Source organism: Streptomyces sp. NPDC031418, from assembly GCF_055581605.1.
The window spans coordinates 109,190-123,022 of the sequence record NZ_JBVIJC010000007.1 but is presented as its reverse complement, the minus strand read 5'-3'; the positions used below and the strand labels follow the sequence as shown (position 1 = coordinate 123,022).

At 70.8% G+C, this 13,833-nt stretch carries 8 protein-coding genes; 3 read left to right on the top strand and 5 right to left on the bottom strand.

Annotated features, from left to right (window positions below; all coding sequences use genetic code 11):
- Positions 1–16: 16 nt before the first annotated feature.
- The 5 genes from ACZ5CZ_RS11475 to ACZ5CZ_RS11455 form a co-directional block, all read right to left on the bottom strand.
- Positions 17–2,275 carry an FtsX-like permease family protein gene (locus ACZ5CZ_RS11475; protein ID WP_468941618.1) on the bottom strand — a complete coding sequence of 753 codons (2,259 nt, stop codon included), beginning with the start codon at positions 2,273–2,275 and terminating at the stop codon, positions 17–19.
- Positions 2,275–2,955: an ABC transporter ATP-binding protein gene (locus ACZ5CZ_RS11470; protein ID WP_385844702.1), complete on the bottom strand. Its 681-nt coding sequence runs from the start codon at positions 2,953–2,955 to the stop codon at positions 2,275–2,277. Before ACZ5CZ_RS11470 ends, ACZ5CZ_RS11475 begins: the two co-directional genes overlap by 1 nt.
- Positions 2,956–2,971: 16 nt before the next feature.
- Positions 2,972–3,391 (bottom strand): hypothetical protein, encoded by a 420-nt coding sequence (locus tag ACZ5CZ_RS11465; RefSeq protein WP_385844701.1) that lies wholly within the window; start codon positions 3,389–3,391, stop codon positions 2,972–2,974.
- 267 nt (positions 3,392–3,658) lie between these two features.
- On the bottom strand, positions 3,659–6,379 hold the full coding sequence (gene ppdK, locus ACZ5CZ_RS11460; RefSeq protein WP_468941615.1) for a pyruvate, phosphate dikinase: 2,721 nt from the start codon (positions 6,377–6,379) through the stop codon (positions 3,659–3,661).
- Between the two features lie 439 nt (positions 6,380–6,818).
- Positions 6,819–8,048 carry an ROK family transcriptional regulator gene (locus ACZ5CZ_RS11455; protein ID WP_468941612.1) on the bottom strand — a complete coding sequence of 410 codons (1,230 nt, stop codon included), beginning with the start codon at positions 8,046–8,048 and terminating at the stop codon, positions 6,819–6,821.
- 131 nt (positions 8,049–8,179) lie between these two features.
- Here ACZ5CZ_RS11455 and ACZ5CZ_RS11450 point away from each other — a divergent pair, with 131 nt between their 5' ends.
- The 3 genes from ACZ5CZ_RS11450 (at position 8,180) to ACZ5CZ_RS11440 (ending at position 13,830) form a co-directional block, all read left to right on the top strand.
- The gene (locus ACZ5CZ_RS11450) at positions 8,180–9,688 is read left to right on the top strand and encodes an MGH1-like glycoside hydrolase domain-containing protein (protein ID WP_468941609.1); all 1,509 of its coding nucleotides are present in this window, start codon (positions 8,180–8,182) and stop codon (positions 9,686–9,688) included.
- Complete coding sequence (locus ACZ5CZ_RS11445; protein ID WP_385844696.1) at positions 9,685–11,625, top strand: amylo-alpha-1,6-glucosidase; 1,941 nt, start codon at positions 9,685–9,687, stop codon at positions 11,623–11,625. The genes ACZ5CZ_RS11450 and ACZ5CZ_RS11445 overlap by 4 nt, the downstream gene beginning before the upstream one ends.
- Before the next feature lie 543 nt (positions 11,626–12,168).
- Positions 12,169–13,830, top strand: a complete 1,662-nt coding sequence (locus ACZ5CZ_RS11440) for an LTA synthase family protein (RefSeq protein WP_468941606.1) — start codon at positions 12,169–12,171, stop codon at positions 13,828–13,830.
- Positions 13,831–13,833 lie beyond the last annotated feature (3 nt).

Sequence of the window (13,833 nt, the reverse complement as noted above, 5' to 3'; positions counted from 1 at the left end):
CGCCTCCCCCACCCCCTCAATCCCGCCGAATCAACTCCGGATCAATCCGCCTCCCGAGCAACGGAAGCGAGCCGAGGGCGGCGATGAGGAGGAGGGCGAGGGCGGCGATGAGAAGGAGGGGGAGGCCTTGGGAGTCCCAGAGGACCGGTTCGCCGCCGCCCGTCAAATAGCTGGACTCCACCAGCTTTCCGGTGATCACGGCCAGCACCAGCCCCACCGCCAACGGCATCACCACCTGCGCCACCTGTACGGCACGCATTGTGCGAGCACGCGCGCCGAGCAAGGTGAGGGCGGTGATATGGGAGCGGCGCTCCAGGATTCGGTCGATGACGGCGACCATGTAGGCGGCTACGCCGATGACAAGGCCCAGGACCATGCCAACGCAGAGAAGCGTTCTGACAATGACAGCTGCTTGAAGCGCATCGGTATTGACACCTTGCACGGTCACTTCGGCGGTGGGAGCGACACGACCGATGCCGTCGAAGACCCTGCGCACGGTCTGTGGGCCGGAGTCGCTGAGCAGGGTGAGAAACGCCTCCGCAGGACGTACCCCTTTGGGCAGCATGGCGGGCGGGACGAGGATCGATCCACTTTCGAAGACCGAGACCATGCGCTGGTCGCGGTATCGCAGGATCCGTTCCGGCGCCGTGAACTCGACCCGACGGTGTCCTTCCATCTGGATGACGAGTCTCCCGTGCACAGGGTCCTCCCCCGGCTGCTCGGGGTCAGACAGTCGCAGCGGCTGCCCGTCGACGCACTTGTCGACCCGGGACACCACGGCACGGAGTTGGGCACACGTCGCCACCACCAGCTGAGAGGACGACTCGGCATCGGAGGCACCGACGCGCTCCGCGGACGCGGTGACAATATGGGCGCGTACGTGCGGAAGCCTCGCGAGGGCTTGCTGCCCGGCTGCGTCGAACTGATCCGTTGCCAGGTCGTACTGCAGAACCGGGAAGTCCGTTGTGGCGGCCCGGTCCATGTCGATGAGGACTCCCTGGACGAGCGAGACCGCGAACACCAGCAGAACCAGGCCGGCGGCCACTCGGAGCGCACCCCCCGGCTCGGCCTCGTTGCGCCGCATGGCGAGGCCGAGCGTGAGCGAGCGGGTGGAGTCGGCGATCCACCGCGCTGTGAAGCTGCACAGGGCCGGCAGGGCCGTCACGAGTCCGATGCCTGTCAGCACGGCTGCGGTGGGGATGAGAACGGCGTAGGTCGCCGTCTCCTGAGGTACGTACCCCAGCGCCCCGGCGATGCAATAGGCGGCGGCGATGCCCGTCCCGGCAAGCAGCGGCAGAAACCCCAGACTCGAAGGGGCTTTGGCGACGGCGTTCCTGCGAGCGGCCAGCGGGTTGAGAACAGCGTTCCGCGCACTGGCTCGCCCAACGAACCAGGCGAGCACCGGGCAGCCGACCAGGCAGGTGAAGAGGGTCGAGCCGGACAGCGCGCCGTCACTGGGATACCAGGTGAATCCGGGTAGACCGACGCGCGCGCCGAGCTGGTTCAGAATCCAGTACTCACCGAGTCCCAAGACAGCGCCGAACCAGGCGGCCACAACCGTCTCGGTGGCGTTCACCCGGCGCACGTCCTTGGCACTCATGCCCAGCAGCCGGAGTGCTGCCAGTCGACGGGCCCGCTCAGCGGCGGAGAGACGGGCGCATACGGAGAGGAACACGACAAGCGGCAGCAGTACGGCACCGGACATGGTGTACCGCAGCATGTCGAGCGCCGGCGGCTCGAGGGTGGAAGGCGGGACCCAGTCGTGCCCGAAGCCCGAAAGGGCGTAGCCGTCGCGGAGTTGATCGCGGCCGATACCGACGAACGCGACGAGTTCCCCCGGACGCGCCAGCCCCTGCGGGCCGACGATCCCGCGTTCCCGACCTGGCAGGCGTTGGGCCAGCGAGGGGTCCTTGCGCAGCAGTTCGTGCAGCCTCGGGGACACGTAGAAGTCTCCGCGCTCCGGGAAGTGCGTCAGCCCTGGTGGGGGCGTGACGGACTTCGCACCGCGTGCCAGGAAGATCCGGGTGAGGGGCCGCGAGTCGTAAGGGTCGGTGCGTTCCAGCCCGCGAGGATAGGCGTCCGCTTCGGAGGGGGGTGCGGAGGTCAGCTGCCGGGCCGCTACGCGTGCGTCCTGTGCCGCGAGCATTCCGGGGATCGTAAGCACGATGGCCAGGCAGCACACGCCGATCGATACGCCGACCACCATCAGCGCGAATCGCGCCCGGTTGCCTCGGCCGCTGCCGAGCAGCAGCCGCAGCCCCAGAAGGAATTCCATCACCGGGCTGCCCGATCCTGCCCGGTGAGTACACCATCCACCATGCGGTATCTGGTGTCCGCCCGGTCCGCTACCTCCGTGTCATGGGTGACCAGGACCACGGCGGAACCCTGCGAGCGAGCCAGCGTGAGGAACTCCTCCAACACCGTGTGTGCGCTCACGCTGTCGAGTGAGCCGGTCGGCTCGTCGGCGAAGACGACCGTCGGCCTGTGCACCAGTGCGCGTGCCACCGCAGCTCGCTGACTCTGGCCTCCGGACACCTGCGCGGGACGGCGCTCCCGCACCTCGCTCAGTCCCAGTCGGCCGAGCACTTCTCCTGCGGTGGCGAGCGCCTCCTTCTTGCGTTGCCCTGCCAGCCGCAGGGGCAGCGCCGCGTTCTCCTCCACCGTGAGTTCCGGCAGGAGTTCGCCGTATTGGAAGACGAACCCGAACCGGTCGCGGCGCAGGGAACTCAGCTCGTCGTCGCCGAGTTCCCCCAGCTTCCTGCCCTCGAACCGGACTTCGCCGGCGCTGACGGGCAGAACCCCGGCCAGGCAGTACAGCAGCGAGGACTTGCCCGAACCGCTCGGCCCTGTGATGGCGGCGATCTCCCCCCGCCGCACTGCGATGCTGGCACCTTTAACGGCTGCGGAAGAGCCGTAGGAGAGATGGATCTCCCGAGCAATCAGGATCTCGGACACCACGAGTTCCTCAGCTCTAACGGTGGGTGGAGAAATGCACGCCGTTGGTGCAGTCGTCCCACCTGAGCGCACCCCTGTCGAGGCAGACGCTGATGTCGGCGTCGTCCGTGTACAGCTGCGATCCCTCCCAGTTGGAGTGATGCATGCGGACCGTGGAGCGCTGCTTCCCGTAGTAATGGACCCAACCGCGATTCTCGACGCGAATCCGCACGTATCCGTTGCGCCCGTCCCCCGGGTCCAGGTCCTTCAGGGCGCCCCGCCATTCGAAGGCACCGTGGTTGTGGTGAGCCGGGTTGAACCGGTACTCGATGTCCTTGAGGACGACCTTCCTGTCCACCTCGATGGGATTGGCCTCCTTCCAGGACGACGCAAACGCCGTCCCCGCCCCCGCGAGAAACACCCCCGCCGCCAGCACACCCGCAAGCGCCTTCTTCATCACGCCACCTCTCTGCGATCCCAGCCACCCCAACCGGCAGCCCCATCACAGAACGTAGCGCCATGCTCACGCGGCGAATCCTTTACCCTCGCTCCCCTCCACCACATCAGGTGATCCAGATCAAGACACCGGCCGAAACCCCCACGCACCGAGAGGCGGCACCCCCGCACAGGGTGCCGCCTCTCTCTTTTCGTGCGCCGGAACAGCCGCCGATCGGTGAGGGTCGGGGACCAGCGGCTGGTCCGGGGTCGGGCCGCCCGGCAGGGACTAGCGGTGGTCGCTGCCTTCCGACTGCGTCGCCGCGCGGCCCGCCTCCAGGCGCGCCACCGGGATGCGGAACGGGGAGCAGGAGACGTAGTCGAGACCGACCTCGTGGAAGAAGTGGACCGACTCCGGGTCACCGCCGTGCTCGCCGCAGACGCCGAGCTTCAGGTCGGGGCGGGTGCGGCGGCCGGCTTCCGCGGCCGAGCGCACCAGGGAACCGACACCGTCCTTGTCGATCGTCTCGAAGGGGGAGACGCCGAAGATGCCCTTCTCCAGGTAGGCCGTGAAGAAGGAGGCCTCCACATCGTCCCGGGAGAAGCCCCACACCGTCTGGGTGAGGTCGTTCGTGCCGAAGGAGAAGAACTCGGCGGCCTCGGCGATCTGACCGGCGGTCAGCGCGGCCCGCGGCAGCTCGATCATCGTGCCGATCGCCAGCTTCAGCTGCGTACCGGTCGCGGCCTCCACCTCGGCGACGACCCGGTCCGCCTCCTCGCGGACGATCTCCAGCTCCTGGACCGTGCCGACGAGCGGGATCATGATCTCGGCGCGCGGGTCGCCCTTGGCGGACTTGCGCTCCGCCGCCGCCTCCGCGATCGCGCGGACCTGCATGGTGAACAGGCCGGGGATGACGAGGCCGAGGCGGACGCCGCGCAGGCCGAGCATGGGGTTCTGCTCGTGCAGGCGGTGGACGGCCTGGAGCAGCCGGAGGTCGTTCTCGTGCGGCTCCTGGCGGGACTCCGCGAGGGCCACGCGGACCGAGAGTTCCGTGATGTCGGGGAGGAACTCGTGCAGCGGCGGGTCCAGGAGACGGATCGTCACCGGAAGGCCGTCCATCGCCTCGAAGAGCTCGATGAAGTCCTTCTTCTGGAGGGGCAGCAGCGCCTTCAGGGACTCCTCGCGCTCCGCCTCCGTGTCGGCGAGGATCAGGCGCTCCACCAGCTCGCGGCGGTCACCGAGGAACATGTGCTCGGTGCGGCACAGGCCGATGCCCTGGGCGCCGAAGCGGCGGGCGCGCAGCGCGTCCTCGGCGTTGTCCGCGTTGGCCCGGACCCGCAGCCGGCGCTTGCGGTCGGCGAAGGCCATCATGCGGTGGACCGCCTCGACCAGCTCGTCGGCGTCGTCGGCACCGGGGTGCATCCGGCCCTCGAAGTACTCCACGACCGGGGAGGGCACGACCGGGACCTCGCCCAGGTAGACCTTGCCGGAGGAGCCGTCGATGGAGATGACGTCGCCCTCTTCGACCACGTGACCGCCCGGCACCGTCATACGGCGGCGCTTGGTGTCGACCTCCAGCTCCTCCGCGCCGCAGACACAGGTCTTGCCCATGCCGCGGGCCACCACGGCCGCGTGGGAGGTCTTGCCGCCGCGCGAGGTGAGGATGCCCTCGGCCGCGATCATGCCGTCCAGGTCGTCGGGGTTGGTCTCACGGCGGACCAGGATGACCTTCTCGCCGGAGCGGGACCACTTCACCGCGGTGTACGAGTCGAAGACCGCCTTGCCGACCGCCGCGCCCGGCGACGCCGCGATGCCGCGCGCCACCTGGTCGACCTTGGCCTGCTCGTCGAAGCGGGGGAACATCAGCTGGGCGAGCTGGGCGCCGGTGACGCGCTGGAGGGCTTCCGTCTCGTCGATCAGGCCCTGGTCCACCAGCTGGGTGGCGATACGGAACGCGGCACCCGCGGTGCGCTTGCCGACCCGGGTCTGGAGCATCCACAGCTGACCGCGCTCGATCGTGAACTCGATGTCGCAGAGGTCCTTGTAGTGGTTCTCCAGCGTCTCCATGATCTGCATGAGCCGGTCGTACGACTTCTTGTCGATCTGCTCCAGCTCCGCCAGCGGGACGGTGTTGCGGATGCCCGCGACCACGTCCTCGCCCTGGGCGTTCTGGAGGTAGTCGCCGTAGACGCCCTGGTGGCCGGAGGCGGGGTCGCGGGTGAAGGCGACGCCGGTGCCGGAGTCGGGGCCGAGGTTGCCGAAGACCATGGAGCAGATGTTGACCGCGGTGCCGAGGTCGCCGGGGATGCGCTCCTGGCGGCGGTAGAGCTTGGCGCGGTCGCCGTTCCAGGAGTCGAAGACCGCCTTGATGGCGAGGTCCATCTGCTCGCGCGGGTCCTGCGGGAAGTCCCGGCCGGCCTCCTTCTTGACGATCTTCTTGAAGGTGGTGACCAGCTTCTTCAGGTCGGCGGCCTCCAGGTCGGTGTCGACCGTGACCTTCTTGGCCGCCTTGGCGGCGTCGAGGGCCTCCTCGAACAGCTCGCCGTCGACGCCGAGGACGGTCTTGCCGAACATCTGGATGAGGCGGCGGTAGGAGTCCCACGCGAAGCGGTCGTCGCCGGCCTGCTTGGCCAGGCCCTGCACCGACTTGTCGGAGAGGCCGATGTTCAGGACCGTGTCCATCATGCCGGGCATGGAGAACTTGGCGCCCGAGCGGACCGACACGAGAAGCGGGTTGTCGGCCTGGCCGAGCTTCTTGCCCATGCGGGTCTCGAGGGCGTCGAGGTGCGCACTCACCTCGTCACGCAGTGCCACGGGCTCCGCGCCGCTCTCCAGGTAGACCTTGCAGGCCTCCGTGGTGATGGTGAAGCCGGGAGGCACCGGGAGACCCAGGTTGGTCATCTCGGCGAGGTTGGCACCCTTGCCGCCGAGGAGGTCCTTGAGGTCCTTGTTGCCCTCGGTGAAGTCGTAAACGAACTTCGTTACGTGGGGTTCTTTGTTTTCCGACACGGGTCTCGACTCCTTGAGGCCACGGTGGCTGCCCTGACGGCCAGGAACATACCCAGATCGAAGGTCTATGGGTACGTCTACTTGCGCGTCATGCGCCTGTAACCACCCGTCCGCCAGCGGATCGAAAGTCAAAGCTTGGCAAGCCCTAGCCGCTCCTTGTTTTCACTTCTTGAACGCAACCTGCTCCATAGGTGCGGTTTACCGCTCACATGAGCGCCTCTCGGCGCGACTGATTTCGGTCGATGAACGATCAAGGGGTGGCACCCAGTGCCACCCCTTGGAGAAGTGCAGTCGGCCTTGATCCGCTCATCTGAGCGCAACCCTTATCAAGGGTGGCGAGAATCACGCTCCCACACCCCGCCGGATTTCACCATGCGGACGGTCCGCCGGGTCCCGGAGGCCGACAGAAACCGCAGTACAAAGGGTGCGATACGCCGCATCACACGCCCAGCGCCAGCAGGCGCTCCTCCACCCGCTCCGGCGCGTACAGGTGTTCCACCACCAGCGCCCCCGCTCCGATGAGCGCGGCCCGGTCGCCCAGCCGGGACGTGACGACGTCCAGATGGGCCGTGGAGCGGGGCAGCGCCCGCTGGTACAGCAGCTCGCGCACCCCGGTGAGGAAGGGCGTTCCGGCCAGATCGCCGGCGATCATCAGCACCCCGGGGTTCAGCAGGGTCACCACCGTCGCCAGCACGTCCCCGACCCGGCGGCCCGCCTCCCGCGCCAGCGCCGCCGCCTCCGGATGCCCGGCCGCCAGCAGGTCCCGTACGTCCGAGCCGGAGGCCGCCGGCACCCCGGACTCCGCCAGCCGCCGCGCCACCGCGCCGCCGCTCGCCACCGCGGCGAGGCAGCCCTGCGAGCCGCACCGGCACAGCGCGTCCGCGCCCACCCGGATGTGCCCGATGTCGCCCGCGCCCCCGTCGACACCCCGGTAGACCGAGCCGTCCACGACCACGCCGGCGCCGATGCCGGTGGACACCTTGACCAGGACGAAGGCCGCGCAGTCGGGGTGTCCGGTGCGCTGCTCGCCGTAGGCCATCAGGTTGGCGTCGTTGTCCACCAGGACCGGGACCGCCGGGGCCCCGGTCTGCTCGGTGAAGGCGCGGCGGAGGCGGCCTCTTATGTCGTAGCCGTCCCAGCCCGGCATCATCGGCGGCTGCACCACCCGGCCGGTCTCGCTGTCCACCGGGCCGGGCACGGCCAGCCCTATGCCGCAGACCAGCTCGGCCGGCCGCCCGGCCTTCTCGAGCAACCGGGCGAACAACCGGCCGAGTTCGCCGAGCACCCTCTCCGGGCCGTCCTCGACGGCCAGCACCTCCGCGTGCTCGGCGAGGATCTCGCCGGTCAGGGAGAGGACCGCCGCGCGGGCGTGCCGGGTGTCGAGGTCGGCGGCGAGCACCACCGCGTGGGAGTCGTCGAACTCCAGGGTGATGGAAGGGCGGCCGCCGAGCGGCGAGTCCACCGGGCCGCCCGCGCCCTCGCGCAGCCAGCCGGCCCGGAACAGCCGGTCCAGCCGCTGACCGACCGTCGCCCGGGACAGCCCGGTCGCCTGCTGGAGCGCACCCCGTGTCACGGCCCTTCCGCTGCGCACCAGTTCGAGCAGATCCCCGGCGCCGGCCTGACTGCCGCCCCTGGAGCTCTTCACGGTCCTTCCCGGCCGTCCGGTCATGCGCACCCCCTTGTGTTCCTCAAGCCTGCATTACATAGTGAGTTTTGCGTGTTAAATAGACGTAACTCTACGGTGGCCACTGCCAAACCCGGTCGTCACGGCCGGTCGCCTTCGTCTTCGGGGAGCCCCGAGTGGATCGCACTGCCCAGCTCAACGCCCGTCCCGCGCAGTACGAGATCGCATACGATCCGCCCGCCATCCCCTCGTCCCTGCACGTCAGGGCCGCCCGGGTGCTCGACGCCAACTGGACGGGCAGTTCGACGGTCCCGTCCCGGAAGCTGTATCCGCACCAGTGGTCCTGGGACTCGGCGTTCATCGCGATCGGGCTGCGGCACCTCTCGCCGCTGCGGGCCCAGACCGAGCTGGAGACGCTGCTGGCCGCGCAGTGGGGCGACGGCCGTGTCCCGCACATCGTCTTCAACCCCTCCGTCCCGCTCGACGCGTACTTCCCGAGCCCCGATTTCTGGCGGTCCGCCACCGCCGGGAGCGCCGCGGGCGCCCCGCGCACCGTACAGACCTCGGGGATCGTGCAGCCACCGGTCCATGCGCTGGCGGCCTGGCTGGTGCACCGCGCCGACCCCGGGCTGTCCCGGGCGCGGGGCTTCCTGGCCCGGCTGTACCCGCGGCTGGCGGCCTGGCACCGCTATCTGCTGCACCGGCGGGACCTGGGCGGCGGCGGACTGGTGTCGGTGGTCCATCCGTGGGAGCAGGGCATGGACAACAGCCCCTGCTGGGACGCCCCGCTGGCCCGGATCGCCCCGGCCCCGGCCCGCTCCTTCCGCCGCGCCGACCTCGCCCACGGCGCCCCCGAGGACCGGCCGACGGACCTGGACTACGGCCGGTACGTACGGCTCGCGGCGGACTACCGGGACGGGGGGTACGGCGACGACGCCGGCCGGCGGGGAGGGGCCGGCCCCCGGGGCGGCGAGTTCGCCGTCGAGGATCCGGCGTTCAACGCCCTGCTCATCGCCTCCGAGCACGCGCTCGCCCGGATCGCCGAGGAGCTGGGCGCGGCCGGCGCCGCCCGCCGTGCGCGTGCGGAGCGGCTGACGGCGGCGCTGGTGGCGCGGCTGTGGGACCCGGAGGCCGGGATGTTCCTGTGCCGGGATCTGCGCGCCGGGCCGCCCGGATCCCGGCCGGGGCAGGGAGCGCTCGTCCCCGAGCGGAGCGTCTCCGGGCTGGTGCCGCTGCTCCTGCCCGGCCTGCCCCGCGCCATCGCCGCCACCCTCGTCCGCACCCTGCACGGCCCGCACTTCTCCCTCGGCGACCGCACCCGGCTGGTCCCCAGCTACGACCTGCTCGGCGAGGCCTTCGACCCGCACCGCTACTGGCGCGGCCCGGCCTGGTTCAACACCGGCTGGCTGCTGGAGCGGGGGCTGCGCACCCATGGGGAGCGGGACCGGGCCGACGCGCTGCGCACCGCGATGCTGCACCTCGCGGACAGCACCGGTTTCGCCGAGTACGTCGATCCGTACACCGGCGAGGCCTGCGGGGCGACCGGCTTCAGCTGGACGGCGGCGCTCGCGCTGGACCTCCATCACCAACTGGGCCAAGAGCTTCTCAAGCACCCCGCACCAGGCGTGTCCCCCACGGGCACCGGCACGTTCGACAGGAGTGACAAGGAAGGGAACCCGGCATGACGGACCGGCATCATCTGCTCGTGCACGGCGCGACGTTCGCCGCCGTGGGCGACCGGGGCGACATCAGCGGGGTCCGGGGCGGCAGCCTTCCGGACGGGTTATTCGTACGGGACGCCCGGCACCTCAGCCGCTGGCAGCTCACCGTCGACGGCGGGGTGCCCGAGCTGCTGAGCCCGGTCACGGACGGCGACGCCGCCGCCCACTGCGTCCTGGTGCCGCGCGGCGGCCGCCAGGAGCCCCCGGCACACACCCTCTTCCGCGAACAGGCCGTCGGTGACAGCGCGTTCGTGGAGACGCTCCGGGTGACCAGCAACCGCCCGGTGCCCACCACGGTCCGCCTCGCCATCACCGCCGACGCGGACTTCGCCGACCAGTTCGAGCTGCGCTCCGACCACCGCACCTACATCAAGGCCGGGGCCGTACGCTCCCGGCAAGTCCTCGACGACGGCATCGAGTTCGCCTACCGCCGCGCCGAATGGCGGTCCTGTACGACGATCAGCGCCGAGCCCGCTCCGGACGCCGTCGAGGAGACCGGCACCGGCGCCCGCCGACTGGTGTGGACCCTGACCCTGGAACCGCACGGCACGACCGAGCTGGTGCTGCGCGTGATGGCCCGCCCGCACGGCGACAAGCGGGCCCTGCGGGTGCCCCGCGGCCCGGCCGCCGTACGCGAGCACCTGCTGTCCCTGGAGGAGCGGTTCATGGAGGGGGTGGCCTTCCCCACCGGCTGGCCGGAGCTGGCGGAGGCCTGCGCCCGGGGCCTCGCGGACCTGGCGGCGCTCCAGGTGCCGGCCACCGGGCCGGACGGCGAGGAGCTGCGGGTGCCGGCCGCCGGCGCGCCCTGGTTCCTCACCCTGCTCGGCCGGGACGCCCTGCTCACCTCCCTGTTCGTGCTTCCCTACCGGCCCCAGCCGGCCGCCGCCGTCCTGCTGGCGCTCGCCGCCACCCAGGCGACCGACAGCGGACCGTTCCCGGTCGCCCAGCCGGGCAAGATCGTGCACGAGGTGCGCCACGGCGAGCTGGCGCACTTCGGCCAGGTGCCGTTCCGCCGGTACTACGGCTCGGTCGACGCCACCCCGCTGTTCCTGATCCTGCTCGGCGCGTATGCCGAGCGGACCGGCGACAGCGCCCTGGCCCGCCGTCTGGAGCCGCACGCCCGGGCCGCGATCGGCTGGATGCTCGACCACGGCGGCCTGACCTCCCGCGGCTACCTCGTCTACCGCGCCGACAAGGGCGGTCTCGCCAACCAGAACTGGAAGGACTCCCCCGGCGCGATCTGCTGCGCCGACGGCAGCCGGCCCACCGGCGCGGTGATGGCGGCGGGCGCCCAGGGCTATGCGTACGACGCGCTGCGCCGCACGGCGTGGCTGGCGCGCACGGTGTGGTCCGACGAGACGTACGCCGCGCTGCTGGAGCAGGCGGCCGCCGACCTCCGGGACCGTTTCCAGCGGGACTTCTGGATGCGGGAGCACTCCTTCCCCGCGCTGGCGCTGGACGGCAGGGGCCGCCAGATCGACGCGCTGGCCTCCGACGCCGGGCATCTGCTGTGGTCGGGGCTGCTGGACAAGGAGTACGGCGAGGTGGTCGGGCGCAGGCTGCTGGAGCCGGACTTCTTCTCCGGCTGGGGCGTCCGCACCCTGGCCTCCGGCCAGCCGGCGTACCACCCCCTCTCCTACCACCGCGGCTCGGTCTGGCCGCATGACAACGCGCTGCTCACGCTGGGGCTGGCCCGTTACGGCCTGCACGACGAGGCCCGTACGGTCGCCCACGCGCTGGTCGACGCGGCGACGGCCACCGGCCACCGGCTGCCGGAGGTCCTCGCGGGCTACGACCGCGGCACGCACAGCGAGCCGGTGCCGTACCCGCACGCCTGCCTGCGCGAGGCCCGCTCGGCGGCGGCCCCCCTCGCCCTCCTCACGGCGGTCGGGGGCGCCTAGGGCATGCGGGTCAGGGTGGGGCACCTCGCTTGAGAAGGCGTTTGCCGGGTGTTTGCCGACCGCCGTGAACAGCCGTCCGGGGCGGGCCGTACCGGATGACGGCGGGCCAGGCGGACCGTTCTCCGGTCCGCCCAGCCTCCCCGCGTGGCCCGCCCTTCGCCACGGCTGTCGTACGGAAGGACCTCCGGGTTGCCTCAGCACACAAGCACGCACCAGCCCTCGGACACCGGCCGGGCGGAGCCGGTCCAGGGCCCCGAGGACCTCCCCGACCCTCCCGCGCCCGCGACGGACCCAACCAGCGAACCCGAAGCGGAAGCCGAAGCCGAAGCCGCAGCCCCGCCCCAAGGCGAAACAGAAGCCGAAGCCGAAGCCCCGCCCCAAGGCGAAACGGAAGCCGAAGCCGCAGCCGAATCCCCCGCTTCCGGCCAAGCCGGAACCGCAGACCCTGCGCCCAGCCCAGCCGAAGCCGAAGCCGCAGACTCCGCTCCCGCTCCCCGCCGGGACGGCATCGCTGAGCTGCCCCGGCGCTCCCGGCGGCCCTGGGTGTTCTGGCGGGAGCGGTATCCGGTCGCCGCGCGGGTGGTGTCCTGTGCCGTGACCGTGTGCGCCGCCGTCCTGGTCCTCGCCGCGCTGGTGCTGCCGAACACCGTCGTACGGCTGGAGCCCACGGCGTTCACCCGGATCCCCGGGGAGGCGGTCATCGGCGCCGCCGTGCTGCTCGCGCTGCCGCGTCGGCCGCGGCTCGTGCTGGCCGTGGTGTCCGGGCTCGCGCTGGCGGCCATGACCGTGCTGAACCTGCTGGACATGGGCTTCAACCAGTACCTGGGCCGGGGCTTCAACGTCGTACTGGACTGGAGCCTGTTCGGCGACGCGGAGTCGTATCTGGCGGACTCCCTCGGCCGTACGACCGCTCTCGCCGCCGTGGTCGGGGTCATCGCCCTCGTCGTCCTCCTCTTCGTGCTGCTCACGCTGTCGACGGTCCGGCTGAGCAACCTGCTCGTCCGCAACCACGGCATCGCCACCCGGGGCACGCTGATCGCCGGGGTGGCGTGGATCACCTGCTCCTCGCTGGGCCTCCAGCTGGGCGGTGTGCCGATCGCCTCCGACGGCACTGCCTCCGCGATGAAGGCGCAGGTCCGGGAGGTGGCGAGCACGCTGCGGGACGAGGCGGAGTTCGAGAAGGTGGCCCGGGTCGACGCCTTCGGGAACACGCCGGGCAGCCAGCTGGTCCCCGATCTGCGCGGCAAGGACATGATCTTCACGTTCATCGAGAGCTACGGCCGCAGCGCGATCGAGGACCCGATCATGGCGCCGGGTGTCGACGCGACCCTCGACGCCCGTACCAAGGCGCTGGCCAAGGCCGGTTTCCACGCCAAGAGCGGCTGGCTGACCTCGGCCACCTACGGCGGCAGCAGCTGGCTCGGGCACTCCACCACCATGTCGGGCCTGTGGATCAGCAACCAGCAGCGCTACCGCACGGTGATGGCCAGCGACCACCTCAGCCTGACCGAGGCGTTCAAGAAGACGGGCGCCTTCGACACGGTCGGGGTCATGCCGGGCGTGCAGAAGGCGTGGCCGGAGCAGAAGTGGTACGGCCTCGACAAGGTCTACAACGCCTTCCAACTCGGCTACAAGGGACCGAAGTTCAGCTGGTCGACCATGCCGGACCAGTACGCGTTGCAGCAGTACCAGGACCGGGTGCACAGCAGGAAGCCCGCGGACGGCAAGGCACGCATGTCGCTGCTGATCCTCACCTCCAGCCACCAGCCGTGGGCGCCGATCCCGCACATGGTCGGCTGGGACCAGCTGGGCGACGGCTCGATCTTCAAGGGCATCCAGGCGGCGGGCAACAAGCCGGCCGACGTCATCGCCGACACCACCAAGTCCCGCCAGGAGTACGGCAAGACGATCCAGTACTCGGTGACCGCGCTCACCCAGTGGCTGGAGCGGTACGGCACCAAGGACACCGTCCTGGTCTTCCTCGGCGACCACCAGCCCATCGCCCGGGTCAGCGGGAACCACGCCAGCCGTGATGTGCCGGTGGCGATCGTCGCCAAGGACCCGAAGGTGCTGGACAGGATCTCCGGGTGGGGGTGGTCGGACGGCCTGCGGCCCGCCCACGACGCCCCGGTGTGGCGGATGAGCGCCTTCCGCGACCGCTTCCTGACGGCCTACGGCTCGACCCCGCACCCGAAGAAGGGCTGATAC